Consider the following 19,478-nt stretch of genomic DNA (forward strand, 5'->3'; position numbering starts at 1 on the left):
TGTTCAGGGCATTTTTGTTTCGAAGAACATCACGTAGGGGTCCGGTTTATCTTTTACATGGATCAACATTTTCCAGCGCATTTGTGGCTCAGAACAACTCCCCAGCATAAACCATCCGGACCAGCTCCCTTCTTTTATCCGTTCTGCCAGCACCGGCACCTTGCCCATATACATGTTTACCCCTTCAATCCAAACACTCTCAATTTGTTGAGAAAAGGGTAAAGAAAAGTTAACTGTTATCGATTCTTCTGCCTCCGGTATACTTTCAAATGAGGCAGAAACCTTATTTTGTTCATGGCCAATTTCACAGGTCAAATTGACAAATGTACACGGATTGCCTAAACCGTTATCTGTGTCAGTTGTTGTTACCTGTTGCTTTGAAAGATACACACCCAGCGCCAGGAGCAGAATGAGTGTGGGAATGATGAATTTTTGCGCTTTTTTTGTTGTTTTCATGTGAAAATTATACTGTAAATAGCGACGGTTTATTACTACCTTTGACGGAGATCAACCCCGACTAGTTTATGGTATCTTTTTGTAAATAAAAATCTTATTATCCGCGTACCAGCTGACCTGTCTATAATTACAACAGAATTAAAAAGGTCAAGCGTTAAGCCTGCAACTTGCGCAAAACCGGAATCCGGCAGTTGGAAACCCATTTACCATTGAAGTGGAATATCAATCAAATGAGTGAAATAAGCCAAGCACAACCTGATTACAACTATAAAGTAGTCAGGCAATTTACCATCATGACAATTGTCTGGGGTATTATCGGCATGGGGCTGGGAGTATTTATTGCTGCGCAATTGTTTGCTCCTGCACTTAACTTCGATACACCCTGGCTGACGTTTTCCCGATTAAGACCGTTACACACCAACGCAGTCATTTTCGCTTTCGGCGGATGTGCACTGTTTGCAACGTCTTATTATATTGTTCAGCGTACCAGTCAGGTACGTTTATTCAGCGACAAACTTGCTGCTTTTACCTTCTGGGGCTGGCAGGCCGTTATCGTTCTTGCTGTTGCAACTTTGCCCTTTGGCATTACCGCCAGTAAAGAGTACGCTGAACTTGAATGGCCTATCGATATCCTTATCGCGCTGGTCTGGATTGCGTACATCATAAACTTTTTCGGTACCATCATCATTCGGAAGGTATCGCATATTTATGTAGCAAACTGGTTCCTCGGCGCGTTTATGCTTACTGTAGCAGTGCTGCACATCGGTAACAGTATGGCGATTCCGGTTTCCTTCACGAAATCTTATTCACTGTATGCAGGTGCGGTGGATGCCATGATGCAGTGGTGGTATGGACACAATGCGGTTGGCTTTTTCCTGACAGCGGGTTTCCTTGGCATGATGTACTACTTCGTGCCTAAACAGGCGGGACGCCCGGTATACTCTTACCGCTTATCCATTATTCACTTCTGGGCTCTGATTTCGCTATACATCTGGGCCGGTCCTCACCACCTTCATTTTACAGCGCTGCCAGACTGGACGCAGTCCCTGGGTATGGTGATGTCGGTTATCCTCTTTGTTCCCTCCTGGGGCGGCATGATCAACGGGATCATGACATTGTCAGGTGCATGGCACAAACTGCGTACCGACCCGGTGTTACGTTTCCTGATTGTTTCATTGTCTTTCTACGGCATGTCGACCTTTGAAGGCCCGATGATGGCGATCAAAACAGTTAATGCATTGTCACACTACACCGACTGGACTATCGGTCACGTTCACTCAGGCGCACTGGGCTGGGTAGCCATGGTGTCCATCGGCTCTGTATATCACCTTATTCCTGTGTTGTTCGGACAACGTGCAATGTACTCCACCAAACTGGTGAACGTGCACTTCTGGCTGGCTACTATTGGTGTGGTGCTTTACATCGTTGCCATGTGGATGTCCGGTGTACTGCAAGGTCTCATGTGGCGTGCAGTGAACGCCGACGGAACGCTGACCTACAGCTTCGTTGAGTCACTGGAAGCCTCCAAACCCTTCTATGTGGTGCGCTTTATCGGTGGTGTGTTTGTGGTTGCCGGCATGCTGGTGATGGCCTACAACACCTGGAAAACTGTGCGTGCGCCCAAGGGCAGCATTGCAGCTGAACCCGCCGCACAGGCAGCATAAGGAGTCGTTGTTGTGAAGAATCCACATGAAATAATTGAGAAAAACATTGGCCTGATGACTGTGCTCATTTTGATTGCCATCAGCCTGGGAGCCCTGGTTCAAATTTTGCCGTTGATGTTCCAGCAGCAGGTACTTGAGCCGGTAAAAGGATTAAAACCTTACACAGCACTGCAACTGGAAGGCCGCGATATCTACATCCGTGAAGGATGTGTTGGCTGTCACAGCCAGATGATTCGTCCGTTCCGTGCTGAAACAGAACGTTACGGCCACTATTCAGTAGCCGGTGAGTCGGTATGGGAGCATCCCTTCCTGTGGGGTTCAAAACGTACCGGTCCTGACCTGGCGCGTGTTGGTGGCCGCTACAGTGACGAATGGCACCGTGTTCACCTGATTAATCCCCGCAATGTGGTACCGGAGTCTAATATGCCCGGTTTCCCGTGGCTGGCAGAGAATACGCTCAGCGGTGAAGATACCGCGAAGAAAATGGAAGTGTTCCGCGGCTTTGGTGTGCCTTACACCGATGATGATATCGCCGGTGCACAGGCGGCAGTAAAGGGTAAAACAGAAATGCAGGCCCTGATTGCTTACCTTCAATCCCTCGGCACATATCTGAACTGATATGGATCAGGGAATAGCGGGCAGCATTTTTACTGTCGTAGTGTTTGTTTGCTTCATTGGTGTGGTCTGGTGGGCGTTCAGCGGTCGCAATAAAAAGCGGTTCGATGAAGCGGCTAACCTGCCCTTTGCCGACGAAGTGAAAGAGAAATCTCAAAAGAATAAGCAGGAGTCTTGAACTCATGAGCACGTTTTGGACAATTTGGATATCAGTGATCACACTGGGTACCATTATCGGCTGCTTCATCCTGTTACGCTGGGCACTGGCTAATAAAACCGGTGTAGCAGAAGGTGAAGGCATGGGGCACGTCTTCGATGGTATCGAAGAAATTAACAACCAGTTACCCCGCTGGTGGACTATTTTATTTTACGTTTGTATCGTCTGGGGCTTTGTGTATCTCGCTTTGTTCCCGGGATTAGGTGCATGGCAGGGTTTCCTTGGCTGGAAAAGTTCCAACCAGAACATCCAGTCACTGGAAGAATCTGCTCAGGCCCGTGCTGATGCGAAAGAGAACGGATTACTGGTTAAGTACGACCGTGAGCTGGATCAGGCAGCGGAATTATATGACCCGATTTTCGAAAAATACGCGGCAGTACCGGTTGAAGAACTGGCCAATGATCCTGAAGCAGTAAAAGTAGGACAACGTTTGTTTTTACAAAACTGTTCCCAGTGTCACGGTTCAGATGCAAGAGGCGCCAATGTGGGCTTCCCTAACCTCACCGACGACGACTGGCTTTACGGAGGCAGCGGCGCAAAAATTGTTGAAACCCTTACACTGGGTCGTCAGGCCGCTATGCCTGCATGGATTGCTTCCATGGGTGAGCAAGGTATCAAAGAGACGGTTGCCTATGTACTCAGTTTGAGTGGCCGGGAACAGGAGCCTGAAATGACTGCGCTTATTGATGACGGAAAAGCCCGCTTTATGGTGTGTGCTGCCTGTCACGGCATGGACGGTAAAGGTAACCAGTTACTTGGTGCGCCGAATCTGACGGACAATATCTGGTTGTACGGTTCTTCTGAACAATCGGTCACTGAAACGCTGACTTACGGCCGTAATGGCGTGATGCCTTCATTCAAGAAAACCCTGGGTGATGACAAAATTCACGTTGTGGCCGCCTACGTGTACAGCCTGTCTAACTGACCCCGGTTAATTACACTGCTGTCATTCAAAAAGCCCTGTTTTCAGGGCTTTTTTGTGTGAAAATACAAACGGAACTTGATGGAAATCATCATAGTAAGTTTCATTTCCTGTAATCTTGCACCTTCAGTTGTGCGCAGATAAATAAGTGGTGATATGCAGACGCCTTGGTATAAACAATTCTGGCCCTGGTTCCTGATCACGGTACCTGTGCTGACAGTCATTATGAGTGGTTTTCTCATCCATTTTGCCACTTCCGGTGAAGACAGCCTGGTCATTGACGACTATTACAAAGAAGGAAAAGCCATCAATGTGCGTCTGGACAAAGTCGAACGGGCGAAAAAGCTGAATATCACCACCGATCTCACCATTGAAGAAAACCGCGTCGCGCTGAAGTTTCATTCCGGTATTCCCCAATCCGGTGCCGCATTGAAACTGACCTTTTTCCACGTAACCCTGGAATCACTGGATACCGAATTATTACTTACCCGCGATGCCGGTGGCGTGTACCGCGGCACAACGGATACCGTTTTGTCGGGTAAATGGCGCGTTTCACTCACACCGCTGGATGAAGAATGGAAAATCCAGAATACACTCCAATTACCGGCCTCCGGTATCATTAAGTTTAACCCGTGAGCGACGACTCTTCTTGTTACCACTGTGGCGAGCCTAATATACCCGGTAAGCCGTTTACTGCATTTGTGCTCGGGCAGGAACGCCATTTTTGCTGTCCGGGCTGTCAGGCCGTGGCTCAGGCCATCACCGGGAACGGACTGGAAGACTATTACCGCTTCCGCACTGAACCGGCCTCTAGAGGTGATGCAGCATTAAGCGAAACACTGGATAAACTGTCTGTCTATGACGAGCCTGCCTTACAGGAAGAGTTCGTCGTTGATAACGGTAATAACAAGCATATTGAGCTAACTCTTGAAGGCATAACCTGTGCGGCCTGCGGCTGGCTGATTGAAAAGCAATTGTCGCGGATCACCGGTGTCAGCCAGATTGCGGTGAATGTAGCACAGCGACGCGCAGTGGTTATATGGCAACCTGAGGCAGTATCGCTCAGCAGCATCATGGCTACGCTACGGCGTATTGGTTACCCGGCGCTGCCGTTTCAACCGGACCAGCATGAAGCTTCATACAAAGCGGAAGATAAGCGCTTTTTGAAAAAACTCGGCCTCGCAGGTCTGATGACCATGCAGGTAATGATGCTGGCGGCAGCCCTGTATTTTGATTTGTTCGATGCAATGGAAGCACAGACACGGTCTTATTTTCACTGGATAGCGCTGGTTCTGACCACACCGGTGGTGCTGTATTCCGGCAGTACGTTTTACGTTGGCGCACTTAAGGCTCTGTCAGCCCGGACCGTGAATATGGATGTACCGGTGAGTATTGCAGTGTTGGGCACCTGGCTGTCCGGTCTGTTTGCAACGGTTACCGGTCGCGGCGAAGTGTATTTTGAATCAGTTTGCATGTTTATTTTCCTGCTTTTACTGAGTCGTTTTCTGGAACACCGGAGCAGGCACCGCGCCGCGCAGATCTCAGCGAATATGTTGCAGTATATTCCGGTAACCGCTAATCAGGTGGCTGCGGATAACACCTTAACACAGGTACTGGCGAAATCGCTCAAAACCGGCGATGTTGTTGTGGTCAAAGCCGGAGAGACCATTCCCGTAGACGGTATCGTGACTGACGGTATCAGTGAAACCGATGAATCAATGCTTACCGGCGAGTTTAATCCGGTGAGCAAACAAATTGGCGATGCGGTGTTCGGGGGTACGGTAAACCGCACCGGCGTGATAACGATAACGGTAACCAGGGCGTTAAAATTTGCGCTGGTAAATCAGATCATCCGTCTGCAATCCACCGCTATGGCTGCAAAGCCCCGGGTCGCTCTTATGGCTGACCGTTTTTCCAGTTATTTTGTCGCCGTAGTACTGATTACGGCTGCATCCTCATGGGCTTACTGGCACTGGCAGGGTAATGATAATGCCTTTTGGATCAGCATCGCAGTACTGGTAGCAACCTGCCCCTGTGCGCTGGGGCTGGCTACGCCATCTGCCCTCACCTGCGCAATGGCAAACCTTAACCGGCATGGCATTTTATTGAAAAGAGCCGATGCACTGGAGCAAATCAACCACGTAGATACCCTGGTGCTGGATAAAACCGGAACACTGACCGAAGGAAAGTTTGCTCAGATAAACAGCTGGTTTGCTGAGCCGGCACGGGAAAATGAAATCCGTGCTTTGATGGGGGCAATAGAGTCCCGCTCAGAACATCCGGTTGCCGCTGCCTTTGTTTCTGATAACAATCAGGCATTAATTCTGAGCCAAGTTGACGTTGTGGCCGGAATGGGTATCAGCGCGCAATGCAATGGCCGCAGTTATAAAGCCGGTTCGGCTTCTTTCACCGGTGTTGATGCCGGCCTGTCGCCCTTTCCCGCTAACGTGTTTCTTACCGAAAACGGTGTGCCCGTTGCCGCCTTTCGTGTAGCAGATAAAATTAAAGCGGATGCCGCAGACAGCCTGAGCAAACTAGCGCAACTGGAGCGGATAATTCTGAGTGGCGATATTCAGCAAAATGTTGACGACATTGCAGCGAATTTACCCGTAGACAAAGCCACAGGCGGGAACAGCCCTGAAGATAAATTAAACGCCGTGACAGCCCTTCAGCGGCAGGGCCGTCATGTGATGATGCTGGGTGATGGTATTAACGACGCGCCGGTGATGACTGCCGCTGATGTTGGCATTGCCGTGGGTAATGCCACGGATATCGCAAAAAGTGCCGCGGATGTGATTTTATTAAATGATAAGCTGGCTGTACTCGGACACCTTACTTTTATGGCCAGAAGAGTAAAAGCGACAGTCAGGCAGAATATGGGATGGGCTATAGGCTACAATCTGGTTATCCTGCCGTTTGCAGTGTCCGGCATCCTGACGCCGTGGATGGCGGTGATTGGTATGAGCCTGAGTAGTATTCTGGTAGTAACAAATTCGACGAGACTGTTAAAGTAACGCTATGAGTATAATTTACGTCCTGATTCCCCTTGCTGTGATCATTGTGGCCATTGCCATCGGCGTATTTTTTTGGGCAGTAAAATCGAACCAGTTTGAAGACCTGGATCGCCAGGGCTACAGTATTCTTTTCGATGATGATTTATCTCCTGAAGAAAAAAAACTGGCTGAAGAACGAAAAAAACTCAATGAGTGATCTGTCGTTTTTTTCTGCCTTGCTGGTCGGGCTGGGCGGAGGCGTTCATTGTGTGGGAATGTGCGGCGGCGTATCGCTGGCACTGTCTGCCGCCACGCCGGCAGGCTCATCGCCTTTACCCTATGCGCTTAGCTACAACTTTGGTCGTATATTCAGCTACATACTTGCCGGCGCTGTTACCGGCGGTATCGGACAGATAGCAAAAGAAGCTGTACCGGTGACCGGCCCTGTACTCGCCGTCATCAGTGGCATTATGCTGATTGCTATGGCCTGTTATCTGGGTAACTGGTGGCGTGGCCTGACCGCTGTTGAAGCCCTCGGCAGTAAACTCTGGCAGAGAATTCAGCCGCTGTCGAAACGGTTTTTACCTTTCAGGTCTCCTATTAGCGCCTTTCCCTATGGTATGATTTGGGGATGGTTGCCCTGTGGACTGGTTTATTCCACCCTGACATGGGCACTGGCTTCAGGGACGGCAATATCCGGTGCTGTAATCATGGCCGGTTTTGGTTTAGGAACGCTACCGGCGTTGCTGGCTGTCCGGGCAGGTGCAGACTGGCTTTCCTCAGGTTTCAGACAACCCGTATTACGTCAAATCATTGCTTTGAGTTTGCTGTTGTACGCATTATTGCTGTTGTGGCAGGCTTTAAGTAATATACATTAGAATTATCGCAAACAGCGGAAAGTGAGCATGCAAAAACGTTCGGATTTTTCTATACACTGCCAGAATTGCAGTTTCAGCCATCTGTGTCTGCCCGTGGCCCTCAACAAAACTGAGATTGAGTCACTGGATGACATCATTGAACGCAAAAAGCCTTTGCATAAACACGACACCCTGGTAGAAGCTGGCGATAAATTTACCTCTCTGTACGCTGTGCGGGCAGGTTCATTTAAGTCTTTTGTCACCGATAGAGAAGGCGAAGAGCAAATTATCAGTTTCCACTTCCCGGGCGATATTATCGGTTTTGACGGTTTACGTGACGACACTCACCAGAGTTACACTCAGGCACTGGAAACGGCTATGGTGTGCGAGCTTCCCTATTCCACTCTTGAAAAAATGTCTGAGCAATTCCCGAAATTGCGCCATCAGATCATGCGTTTTATGAGTGCTGAAATTAAGCAGGATCACGAAATGATGATGCTGCTGAATAAACGGACGGCAGAAGAACGTCTGATTTATTTTATCGCCCATCTGTCCGGTCGGTTTGAAGAACGGGGTTTTTCTCACCGTCAGTTCAATCTGAGTATGACCCGCAACGAAATCGGTAATTATCTCGGTTTAACGGTAGAAACGATCAGCCGCTTGCTGACTCGCTTCCAGAAAGAAGGCATTATCAAAGTAGACGCGAAGCTCATTACTGTTCTGGATTTTGCGGCTATGGATAAAAAGCTGCACTCTATGGACATTCCTACTCTTTGCGTGGATTAAGATCCCGTTGAAATATTGATCTGAAACAAGGTCTCTCCTGCTGTAAGTCTTATACTAAAGATGAAGGCAGTATTTATTGTCTTCATCAATAAGGAGAGACGCCATGATCACCTGCAAACGTATTCTCGCCGTCGTTCAGGCCGACAACCCTGAACAACCTGCCCTTTCAAGAGCCATCGAAATTGCCCGTAAAACCGGTGCAGAAGTACACGCACTGCTTGTTGTATACGACTTTTCTTATGACATGACAACAATGCTCACCCGCAGTGAGCGTGAAGCCATGCGTGATGCGGTAACCAAAGACCGCATTGCCTGGGCAGAAAAAAATCTGACCCGCTACGATGATTATGATGTAAAGGTTGCTGTTGAGTGGAGTGATAAACGTTACGAAGCCATTACCCGCTACACCATTAACCGTCAGGTTGACCTGGTCGTTAAAGCTACCCGCAAACACGATGATTTTGCATCAGTGCTCTTTACACCAACAGACTGGCACTTACTGAGAAAATGTCCGGCTCCGGTTTTACTTGTCAAAGCCCATGCCTGGCCTGAAAACGGTAATATTGTTGCGGCAGTCAATGTGGGTACAGAAGACAAAGAACATGCACAACTGAATGACAAGTTGACCGGTATCGCAAAGGATTATGCAGAGTTACTGAGCGGTCAGGTACATCTGGTTAATGCCTATCCTTCTGCCCCACTGAATATCGCCATTGAGATCCCCGATTTCAATCCTGAGACGTATCATAATGCTGTGCGCAATCATCATGTTCAGGAAATGGAAAACCACAGCGCTAAATTTGGGATCGGCGTAGCAAATTGCCATGTTGTCGAGGGATTACCCGATATAGCCATCCCGAAAGTGACTGAACAGCTGGATGCAGAACTCGTCGTCATCGGTACCGTGGGACGTACAGGCATATCAGCCGCCTTTTTGGGCAATACAGCAGAGCATGTTATTGATAACCTGAATTGCGATGTCCTGGCGGTTAAACCTGACGGGTTTACATCTCCGGTTAAGTAAATGCGCGATAACGGAATGCTGCTTGTGTAGCAGCATTCCGTCTGCTTTTGTATAATGGTACTTTTATTTTTCCAGCCAGTTCTGAAGTGCCATGAATCAAGTAACATCTACGCCATCTGACAACGCCAGTCACAGTGCGCAAAGTAAACAAAAATACAACTTTAACAAGTTGCAGAAAAGACTGCGCAGACATGTTGGCAAAGCCATCGAAGACTTCAATATGATTGAAGACGGCGACAAGGTCATGGTGTGCTTATCCGGCGGAAAATTATAATAAATAAATATTTTGTAAACCAACATCCCCCTCTTAAGCTCTTTCTAAATCATCATTAGAAGAAACTCTGACGGTTTATCCTATTATCCTTTGAATGTTTTAGTAAAGCTTGGTAACTTTTGAGTTACCCATTAACAATTATATATATTCTGTAAACCATGAAAGTAAGTGTTTACCCTGTTGGTTCAAGACGGTTTGTAGCTTTTGTTGATGAGAATGAGATCCCGATTTACCCGCTTGCAAATGCGTTCATCTATGATGTCTTTTTAAATGCGTCTTTTTCTACAAAACAGCGTATTGCTCAAGAACTAAAAATTGTGCTGGGATACTTCGAATCACATGGAATCGATTTGGAGAAAAGAATAGCTGCTGGAACGCTATTGTCTTCAACTGAAATCAGTAAATTCTTTGGCCAGATGATGTTAAGGAAAGATTCTTTTGAGCGAACGCAGAGGATATCTATAATTCCGAGCGTTCAAAGTAAAAATATCAGAAACGCTATCGCTGCATCGCTCCATGACAGTTGTAAAGTCTCTGTCGAGACTCGTTCTGGGCGAGTTAGAACGCTCAGAAAATACCTAGAATTTTTGTTCAGTCACTTTCATGGGGATCAGTTTCCCCCGCAAGGTCTCATCAATGCATTTGAAACGATGTGTTGCAAGTTAAAGGCTAAAGAGAGCTATACGAACACGAAGAGTTCAGCACAGCCAGTCGAATTAGTGGAAAGCGTCATTCCTAATGATATTTATCAGCAATTCCTACAAATTATAATTCCAAGCAATGTAAACAACCCATTCAAGTCTTCTAAGTTAAGAAATTATTTAATTCTTTCAATAATGGAACAGGCAGGTATTCGGCGAAGTGAAGTATGTAAGATAAAGATATCAGACTGTCAATTTCATGATGAGTACAACAAAATAAAAGTGTACTCCTCTCCTGATGATAAGAGCGACCCTCGTATCAATAGACCTGACAAGAAAACTGGAAGATCTCATATGTCTGGAATCAAACCAAGCTTAATGAAAGATATAGAGTTTTATATCAGCCATGTAAGAAATAAGTTTACTGCTTCCAAAAAGCATGATTTTCTCTTTGTTGCAGAAAAAAACAGTCACGGAACTGCTGGATTACCTATCACAAGAGAAATGGTTAACTACATGTTCTCCCGAGTCTCAACTTCGTTGAATTTCAAAATTCACCCTCACCTCTTAAGACATAAATGGAATGAACGATTAAGTGAAATAGCAAAGAAAAAAGGGTTAGATAGAGAATACACAGAAGACCTCAGAAGAAACGCGATGGGTCATGCGCCTGATTCGCAAATGGGGAGAGTTTATAATGACAAACATGAGCAACTGATTGCAATCGAACTAATGACAACACACCAGGAAAAGATTGATGGGTCAAAAGAATAAAAACCAGATTTCTTTTAATTCAGAGATAGATGTTGCAACTGAGTTCTATAGTCAATCTGGATTATTTGTTAAGACTAGTGACGATATGTGGGTACTCTCTTCTATCGGCAAAGGGAACACAGTTGATGTCGGATGGCTTAACTCATTTAAATTTAACCCAATATTAAGAGATACTTTAATTGATACGCTGATTCATTACGCAGAAACAAAAACTGCGGCCACCGTATCAACTCAGCGATTCGCTTTAATCGAAGCTTTTCCAAACGACAAAGTTAGTATTGACGAATTCAAGATTAAATGGAATGAACTCAAAAGCTCGACTAGAAAAACTCTCAAGGGGTTCATTAGCACGGCTGTAAAGAAACTTAATCACAAACACATGATGGAATATCACGAGATTACAAAGGAGTATAAACACAAACAAATTTTTAACGCTTTGCATCCAACCAAAGGACGCCTCACCGACTACGAATACGATTCTTTGCTTCACAATGTAAGAACATTGTGCGCTGAACTACCGACCACTCCACCAACGGACTTGTCCTTCTATCAACAAAGAAACAGCCCCAGAGGTCAAATAAAGAGGAGAGCATTTAGTTACTTTAAATCTGTTGTCGCGTATCGCCTCATGCTACAACTAGCAAGAAGACCCAGGCAGATAGCGATGCTGAAATGGAGTGATGTTTTGCCTGTAGGAACCTCTTTTCGTGATACTAATGTTGATGCAGAACCGACGTATATAGGTGTAAAGTCGCTTCACTTCAGGTGCTTTAAAATAAAACAAAACAAGAGTGATAATAGTTGGAGGGCTACACCTGAGCGGTGGACAATACCTATCAGTGAATCTTGCTCATTACTGATTTTAAACTTTCGAGCCATTTACCTAAAAGGATTATCTTTGCATCTTGAACAACTGGGAGTAAAAGGCCATGCTTCTGAAGCGTCACGCTTAATACTTCACTGCCCTATTATTCCATCACATGAGCTTTTCACGGCAGAGTTAACTGATGTAAAAGTTTATAACGCAATGAAGCAAGAAAACTCCAGCATTTTTCATCAATCCGAGAGCAACATCAAAAGCTACGAAGCCCAAATTGGAAAAGGCTTCTCGGAAAGGCATGGAACTGCGCAAGGCACAAACAATAGATTAAGACACACTTGGTTATGTAATGCGGCCATACAAGGGAGATCACTTTCCGATATCTCTAAAATTACGAATGTCACGATACCTAATGCCAGAGCATACTTACAGCTCGGGTTAAAGGAGAGGCAGTTTATTGATAAAAATTATGGAGCAAATGAATTGCTCAGGGAAGCATTTAATCCGGTTACTACATTAGAGCACACAGACTTATTGATTGAAGATGAGGTGGGTGTAGCTATAGGCGTGGAGAAAAGCGCACCAACCTGTCAAACCTGTCAACATAAAACGCGTTTGGTAAGACCGATACCTTGCTATGGTTGCTCAAATTTTAGACCACTTTTAGATGCGGATCATTCATTGATTCTCGAGCGTGCAGAGGCTAAACGTAATTTTATGCTTAGGTTTCAATCAAATGGTGTTAATTCAGGCGCTTTACATAGGATCGAGAAAGCCATAGCGTTCATAAAGCTTACGATAGCAGTATGTGATGAAACCAAACGTTATCGAAATGGCCTGTCGGAGACGTCGTGAAAGACTTAAACAAATATCTAATCAATCTGAATGTTTTTGTTAAAAGCTACCCTAAACAACTTCCTGTAAATGTTGAAGGAATCGATAGTAATACAGCGAGTTGGGAAGATCCGGTTTGGTATATTAAAGATATTCAAACTGGTGTACCGCACAGATACATATTTCTTAAAGCTGTGAAGGGCATCACTAGAATTGCGAAAGATAGCGCTATCAGAAAGCCTGCAGACATTGAATCTGAAATGCTCTGTCAACCATATGGATATCTCCTTAAAATCTACGCATTAGAAGTTCAACTATCCAGTATTGTCAACAACTCGAAACAGCTTAGAGTTACTAAAGCGGCTCAAATCCTTACAAAGGCTGAAGAGCTTGGAGGCATAAACAACATCCCACTAGCTTTTTGGAACGGCATAAATGGCTCCAATATTTTTTGGGATTTTTGCGCAAGGCATAGGCTACTTTCAGGAGCCCAGCGCCCTATCCACACAGATAGAGAAAGAGGAGCTGACGCTACTTTCACAAGAAGCCAGAAGCACTTAAAAATGACTTCAGAGTCAATGATTTATGCGCTTGGAGACATATTTACTAAAGTCTTTCATGATGTCGACAAGGACGGTAACCTTAACTCTGAGGGAGGTATAAACATACCTGATGCATTGACCATAACCGCCGCACTTCTGGGGCTGGCATCCCCTAACAGGCTAAATGGCGAAATACCACTTTTAGCAAATCAGCAGCTAAAAGTAATCCAGCCAAAAAATGGAAACGAAGTCTACTATCTTGATTGGCCAGGCAGCAAAGGGTATCAAGACAATCAAAACCACATATTAAAAGCGTTGGTACCTCAAGTTAAAAAAGCGATTAATTTTTTTTATAAATACTTGGCACCAGAAAGACACTTTATCCGCTACCTAAAAAACATGAATCAAACATGGGAATCCATTATGAATGGGTTTGTAGTTGAAAAAGAAAGAATGGAAAATCTGGATTTCCACCTTCCTCCAAACTTATTTACTGTAGCATACGCACTGGGTTTCTACCCAGTAACCTATGAAATTGAGATACTAAATAGTCGTGATGGAATTTGCCCAAATAATAGTGTAAAAGGCTGGTCCTGGGGCTTACCACGATATTGCAGCAAAAGAAAACGTCGTCTTAAAAGAGCAGATATGGTTACCCGTAAAAGCATTGGACGAGTCCGTCCTGATGATTTAGTGCTTAACTTAACAGGGCAATCTGGAAAGACACCATATTCTATTCAAAAGCTGTTAATGTGCGACATCTTCAACAAGAGCTTTTCCGAAAGACTCAATCTACCGTTAATTGCAACGGTCAAAGATGTGCAAGAATCTGTTGTTAGAATTATCAAAGAGATAATTCCAACCTTTCCTCTAAGTCACACAGATACTGAAACAGGATTAGATTTAGAAAGTGCGCTATTTTGTATATCTCCTGGTAAGCACAATTTTGGCTCTTCTAAAGGGATGGCAGGAAGTCCTCTTAGTATATTTTCACTCTCTAAAATAAAGACTTATTTTGTAACTCGTCTGAATCCCAGCAAAAAGCAACAGAACTGTAATCTATTTTACAAATATGGATTTGGATACCAGAAACTTAGGCTTCATTCATTAAGACATTTTGCGAATACTCAGGCAGAAAAAGGTGGTATTCCAATCAACGTTATTGCCACTTGGTCAGGTCGAAAGACCATCAATCAAACTCTTGAGTACATTCACACTTCAGACAAAGAAAAAGCAGACAGATTGGTAGCTACACTCGATTTAAATGACGCTAAAAAGGACATTAGGGTCATCACAACAGAAGAGTTGCAAACAAAACACATTTTGCCTGCCAGCTTGACTGAAACAGGTGTATGCGCCCAAGAATTGGCAGTTACTCCATGTAATTATATCAATGACTTTTTAAGTGGCTGTCTGGGGTGCGAGAGTGCGTGTTATGTATCTGGTGATGAGTCTGCCATTAATGTTTTAGAGCACGATCTGAGATTTCAGTTAGTTAGGCTCAATAGATTAAGGCAATCAAAAGAATCATTTGTTTCTCAAGCAAATAAAAACTGGTGGGTTAAGCACTCTCAAGGGGTTTCACTTCTTGAGCAACTGATTGTAATCCTTAAAGAGCATAGGCCTGGTCAACTGGTCAGCGTTTCGTCTGATAGGAGGTATTTTTTCATAACGGATCTAGATACAAAGCACGTCGAAGAAAAACGCTTAACTCTCCCTGCTGAAAAAGAGCTCCTTAAAGCCTTTGAAGTATATTCGGAAGATGTTGAATCAATACCAGACAGTATGAAGTCACTCGTTATCAAATTTGGCTTGGAAAATTAGCCCGTCAATACTTGCATCATCTCACGACCGGTAACTTCGTACGTAAAACGGACATGAGCTTGTTTCAAATCCAAAGTTAGCTACGAACGAAAAGCAGGCGTAAGCGATTGCGCAACTGACGAGTTCTTATTAACGAAACTGAATTCGAAGCTGTACGATTGGTTCAGTGTTTGGATATATCAGCGACAGCTTGGTCTTTCTTTGATGGAAGCGTTAGTTTGAAGACAACGGAATACAGGGAATTTACTAAAATGGGAAAGATTTCTCAGTTCTACTATTTGCTTTTAGCATTGTGAGCATGGCGGTAGTAACGCCGCTTGCGCCTTCCGTCAGTCTTGACGGACTTACTCTTAGTCAGAGTTCCAGTCTTTGCCTCTATTTTCCATTCCATGCGCAGCAATCTCGCTGCAGCCATAGCCTCTTCTTTCTCGTACTGCTTCGTAAATTTGCAGTGCCATTTGCTGAACAACTTAAGGCGTGCGTACCACTTATTGCTGTTGTCTTGCAGAAGTATAAAGTGTATCGACGTTGTCGTGTCTTGCTAGCTGCATGGCCATACATACTCGTTTGCAAAAAAATATATTGCACTTATTTCGCAGATATATGACTTAATAAAAAACTCCTCTTTTAATATAGGCTGGTAGGAAACTGAGGGATGAATAATCTCTCAGTTTTTTTTATGCGTATGAAAAATATATAGAAATTTTGATATGTTGAGGGAGATCCACATAAGTTCTCTAAAAAATATTGATACAATACAATAGCTTGCGTCACCATCCAAATATTTACTAGACTAAACCCTTGATTAATAAGTTTTATTTTGTGTCTAGTTGGATTTTTTCGCTGCTTTCTTCTACATCTACTGATGCAATCTAAACTTATATAATGATATAGTCACACCAAACGAAAACTATGTCAAATTTAAAAAATAATAAAATTGCAGCATTAAGAAAGGAAGCTAAAAAATGACAAAAAAAGAAGCTAAATTAGGTGGTTATCATGGATGATAAAGTCAGGAACGATAGTAGTGAAGACAGCAATGATGAGTTTGATCCTGTTAAAGCTGCAAAAATTGCTAAAGCTAAAGCTAAACTTCTACAAAACCTTGATTCAGGTAACTTTAAAGAGCTAATCACTAAGGTAGCTCATGTACTCAATATCTATCCAGACACCCGAAATAGCGACATCACACTAGCCCTGAAGTATTGGGAAACTTATCAATATACGATTTTCAATGGCGAATTTATTGGTAAAAGAGATCTGTTCAAGCTAGAACGACAAGTCAACATAACTAGAGCAAGAGCTAAAATTCAGAATGAATACAAACTCTTTATGGCAAAAGACGAAATTCGTTACCGAAGGAAGAAGAACGAAGAAACAATGGTAGATACAATGCGCTCTGATAGCGTTTCTGCTATAAAGCAAGTTCATGTTTTTTCTGATGAAAGCGGTAAAACACAAGATCATTTTGTCATCGGTTCCGTTTGGGTACTTCAAGCGAATCAACTTGCAATTTTCTCCCAAAAGCTAGATACATGGAAATCTGAAAATGGCTGGAAAGGGAAGGAGATCCACTTCAAAAAACTGAAAAGCGGTGACGTTAGTAGATTTAAAGATTTAATTGATTTGATCCACGATAATTCCAGCTATCTCGGCTTTAAATTCATAACTGTTAAAAACTCTGAAGTTAAAAGAAGCCAATCCGAAACCCTAATCAAGCTTCATGAATTATTGCTGCATAAGGGCATTGAGCATGAAGTTGTATCCAAACGAATCGCACCAAATACACATATTAAAATTACCTTAGATGATGAAAGTTCTCTTGATGCGGTTGCATTGGATGAATTAAAAGGAAGCGTTAAAACTAAGTTAGAGCACTCCGTAGCTAACGGTACACAGCTTGAAAGCATCACAACCGTTCCATCTCAGAAAAGTACGTTTGTTCAGATAGCAGACTTAATAGCTTCGGCAATCGGTAGAAAGCTTAATAACCCAGGTTCCACTGGAGATAAGGATGAAGTGGCTAACTATCTGATTCAACGTCTAGCACTTAATATTGAAAGTGAAGAGGTTTTATCCGATATGACAATCAGCTTTAATCTTAAAAAGTAAAAACCTTGTTAGCATATGAGATTACGAGGCTCATAGCTCAAGTCTGTTTGGACTTAGAAAGAATTCGCTGTGGGGGACTCAGCGTATTCCTAATTTTGAATCTTCGAAGAAAGACCGTTAGCCTAATATCCATATGAAACAAATTTATAAAATAACTTATTTAGCAACTAACAAGATCTATATCGGCAAGCTTGCATACGAAAGTTTTAGATATTTCGGTAGTCCATCAAAGTCTATAGTCGATGAAGATTTTCGAAAGCTTCCTGTGGAACAGCAGAAAGATTACACAGTAAGAAAGGAAATTCTGTGGGAGTCAAGCTCTTGCACAGATGCCGAACTTTCAGCAAAAGAAGTAGAATTTATTATTCATTATCAATCAAATAACCCTGATATCGGCTATAATCGCTGGCCTAAGTTTAAGGGTAAAAATCTTAAAGTGAATACATAATTTCGAACTGAAAGATAATGTCATGCTGTCGATTTCATACTTGCCAGATTAGATTGCAGTAATGAATTGGTGACGCTAAATTCTAAAATATCATGTATATCAAAAGGCTTATTGGCAAACCCAATTTTCTGAGCAGGTGTCGTTGGGGCTATATCTAAGCCCCTCTTGTTTCTTATAGATTTTTCGTCTGTTAAGATGAAATTGTTGAAAACTCTTACTATTTCGATAAGCATTGATACGTATTTAGGATTGTAAGATCCATACAAATTCCACTTTTCAAACTTTGTGTTTTCAGTGGATAGGTCATTCTCAACATTCGTTTTATCATTGTTGCTTGCTACAGACCTCAACGGTCTTTCAACCATGCTGATGAGCTATAGTCAAATCTGGTGTATGGGAGATCACGCGACACTCTGCTTTTGATCTTGTCCCACTCTTTCTCCGTCCTTGAATGGTATTCCTTTAATAACATCTGCCAGCAAGCGAAATCCTCTTAGGCGTCGCCATTTGTTCTGGGCAGTTGTCATCAATTTGTAAGTCATGGCTAACGTTGTTTTTCGACTGCCACAACTCTTTGACTTGGTTGTTCTCAAGCGCACCGAGGCAAATACCGATTCAATCGGATTCGTCGTGCGGATATGCTGCCAGTGCTCAGCTGGAAAGTCGTAAAACGCCAGCATGCTCATCTTGTCTTTTTTTAAGCATTCCATGGCTCTATAATACTTGCCTTCAAACCGCTTTAGCGTATTGTCGAACGCTTTATAGGCGGCGTCTCTGGTTTCCGCTTGCCAGATATCATGCAAGGCTTCCTTGACCTTCGGCTGCACCGCTTTAGGCACTTTATTCAATACGTTAGCTGTCTTGTGCACCCAGCAGCGCTGTGTGGCAGTTTCAGGCCATTTCTTTGCCAGCGCTTTCCAAAAGCCCAGCGCACCATCACCGATTGCCAACTTTGGCGGTATTGTCACCCCCTGAGCTTCAAGCTGCGATAGCACCTCCAACCAGCTTGCTTCTGACTCGCGATACCCATCGATAACGGCTAATACTTCCTTACGCCCTGTCTCATCTGAGCCGATGATGACTAACAAACAAAGCTTGTCATCCAGGCGCACGTTGCTATAAACGCCATCGGCCCAGATGTACACATAACGGCGTTTGCTCAAGTCCCTTTGTCGCCAGACATCGTAATCCTGCTCCCACTGCTGCTTGAGGCGACTGACCGTATTCGCTGATAGCCCTTTGGCATCTTCACCTAAGAGCGATTCCAATGCGGGCTGCATCTGGCCTGTGGAAATCCCCCGCAAATACAGCCACGGAATAAACTCTTCAATCGCCTTGGTTCGCTTCAAATAGGGCGGCACCAGCGCACTATTAAACTTAATTCCTTGCCCAGAGCGATCACGCACTTTAGGCACTTTTACCGGAATATCACCTAGACCGGTTTGTATCATTCTCTCAGGTAAATGCCCATTGCGTGCCACGGCTTTTTTACCGTCAACCTCAAGCGCCGAATACTGCGCCAACAGTTCATTGACTTCGGCTTCAACAGCTTTGGCGAGAAGCTCTCTGGCACCTCGCTGCAAGACCTCCTGTAACGGATCTTCTGCTGGCTTATTAAGTTGAATAATTTTACTATCTGACATGCGGTGTACCTCTGTTTGGTTGCTGATCTGGC

17 protein-coding genes and 1 pseudogene are annotated in these 19,478 nt (G+C 44.2%); 16 read left to right on the plus strand and 2 right to left on the minus strand.

Going from position 1 to position 19,478, the window contains the following annotated elements:
- Window positions 1-3: 3 nt before the first annotated feature.
- A complete protein-coding gene (locus J3369_RS10600) occupies window positions 4-456 on the minus strand; it encodes a hypothetical protein (RefSeq protein ID WP_349586563.1) in 453 nt (150 codons plus the stop codon).
- Window positions 457-686: 230 nt separating this feature from the next.
- Between J3369_RS10600 and ccoN the strand changes: the two genes are divergently transcribed.
- From ccoN to J3369_RS10680, 16 genes and pseudogenes are all read left to right on the plus strand, one after another.
- Entirely contained in the window at window positions 687-2,120 is a 1,434-nt protein-coding gene (ccoN, locus tag J3369_RS10605; RefSeq protein WP_349586566.1) for a cytochrome-c oxidase, cbb3-type subunit I, read from the plus strand.
- A gap of 12 nt (window positions 2,121-2,132) precedes the next feature.
- Window positions 2,133-2,738: a cytochrome-c oxidase, cbb3-type subunit II gene (gene ccoO / locus J3369_RS10610; RefSeq protein ID WP_303574681.1), complete on the plus strand. Its 606-nt coding sequence runs from the start codon at window positions 2,133-2,135 to the stop codon at window positions 2,736-2,738.
- Window position 2,739: 1 nt separating this feature from the next.
- Window positions 2,740-2,913, plus strand: a complete 174-nt coding sequence (locus J3369_RS10615; RefSeq protein WP_119501393.1) for a cbb3-type cytochrome oxidase subunit 3 — start codon at window positions 2,740-2,742, stop codon at window positions 2,911-2,913.
- Window positions 2,914-2,917: 4 nt separating this feature from the next.
- Window positions 2,918-3,877, plus strand: coding sequence for a cytochrome-c oxidase, cbb3-type subunit III (gene ccoP / locus J3369_RS10620; protein WP_349586571.1), 960 nt, complete (start codon window positions 2,918-2,920; stop codon window positions 3,875-3,877).
- A gap of 153 nt (window positions 3,878-4,030) precedes the next feature.
- Window positions 4,031-4,510, plus strand: a complete 480-nt coding sequence (locus J3369_RS10625) for a FixH family protein (protein ID WP_349586574.1) — start codon at window positions 4,031-4,033, stop codon at window positions 4,508-4,510.
- Entirely contained in the window at window positions 4,507-6,888 is a 2,382-nt protein-coding gene (locus J3369_RS10630) for a heavy metal translocating P-type ATPase (protein ID WP_349586577.1), read from the plus strand. Before J3369_RS10625 ends, J3369_RS10630 begins: the two co-directional genes overlap by 4 nt.
- A gap of 4 nt (window positions 6,889-6,892) precedes the next feature.
- Entirely contained in the window at window positions 6,893-7,084 is a 192-nt protein-coding gene (ccoS, locus tag J3369_RS10635; protein ID WP_119501397.1) for a cbb3-type cytochrome oxidase assembly protein CcoS, read from the plus strand.
- On the plus strand, window positions 7,077-7,745 hold the full coding sequence (locus tag J3369_RS10640; protein ID WP_349586580.1) for a sulfite exporter TauE/SafE family protein: 669 nt from the start codon (window positions 7,077-7,079) through the stop codon (window positions 7,743-7,745). The genes ccoS and J3369_RS10640 overlap by 8 nt, the downstream gene beginning before the upstream one ends.
- 21 nt (window positions 7,746-7,766) lie before the next feature.
- Window positions 7,767-8,510 carry a fumarate/nitrate reduction transcriptional regulator Fnr gene (gene fnr / locus J3369_RS10645; protein ID WP_349586583.1) on the plus strand — a complete coding sequence of 248 codons (744 nt, stop codon included), beginning with the start codon at window positions 7,767-7,769 and terminating at the stop codon, window positions 8,508-8,510.
- A gap of 103 nt (window positions 8,511-8,613) precedes the next feature.
- Window positions 8,614-9,534 carry a universal stress protein UspE gene (gene uspE, locus J3369_RS10650; RefSeq protein WP_349586585.1) on the plus strand — a complete coding sequence of 307 codons (921 nt, stop codon included), beginning with the start codon at window positions 8,614-8,616 and terminating at the stop codon, window positions 9,532-9,534.
- 91 nt (window positions 9,535-9,625) lie between these two features.
- Window positions 9,626-9,802, plus strand: a pseudogene (locus tag J3369_RS10655) (tRNA 2-thiocytidine(32) synthetase TtcA); the annotation flags it as partial.
- Between the two features lie 164 nt (window positions 9,803-9,966).
- Window positions 9,967-11,223 (plus strand): site-specific integrase, encoded by a 1,257-nt coding sequence (locus J3369_RS10660; RefSeq protein ID WP_349586588.1) that lies wholly within the window; start codon window positions 9,967-9,969, stop codon window positions 11,221-11,223.
- Entirely contained in the window at window positions 11,207-12,898 is a 1,692-nt protein-coding gene (locus J3369_RS10665) for a hypothetical protein (protein WP_349586591.1), read from the plus strand. The genes J3369_RS10660 and J3369_RS10665 overlap by 17 nt, the downstream gene beginning before the upstream one ends.
- Window positions 12,895-15,243, plus strand: coding sequence for a hypothetical protein (locus tag J3369_RS10670; RefSeq protein ID WP_349586594.1), 2,349 nt, complete (start codon window positions 12,895-12,897; stop codon window positions 15,241-15,243). The genes J3369_RS10665 and J3369_RS10670 overlap by 4 nt, the downstream gene beginning before the upstream one ends.
- 999 nt (window positions 15,244-16,242) lie before the next feature.
- A complete protein-coding gene (locus J3369_RS10675) occupies window positions 16,243-17,355 on the plus strand; it encodes a DUF3800 domain-containing protein (protein WP_349586596.1) in 1,113 nt (370 codons plus the stop codon).
- 133 nt (window positions 17,356-17,488) lie between these two features.
- On the plus strand, window positions 17,489-17,803 hold the full coding sequence (locus J3369_RS10680; RefSeq protein ID WP_349586599.1) for a GIY-YIG nuclease family protein: 315 nt from the start codon (window positions 17,489-17,491) through the stop codon (window positions 17,801-17,803).
- Window positions 17,804-18,204: 401 nt separating this feature from the next.
- On the opposite strand, the gene J3369_RS10685 is transcribed toward J3369_RS10680, so the two are convergent.
- On the minus strand, window positions 18,205-19,446 hold the full coding sequence (locus tag J3369_RS10685; protein ID WP_502877436.1) for an IS256 family transposase: 1,242 nt from the start codon (window positions 19,444-19,446) through the stop codon (window positions 18,205-18,207).
- Between the last annotated feature and the right edge of the window lie 32 nt (window positions 19,447-19,478).

The organism is Alteromonas sp. NFXS44, from assembly GCF_040148705.1.
Classification (GTDB): domain Bacteria; phylum Pseudomonadota; class Gammaproteobacteria; order Enterobacterales; family Alteromonadaceae; genus Alteromonas.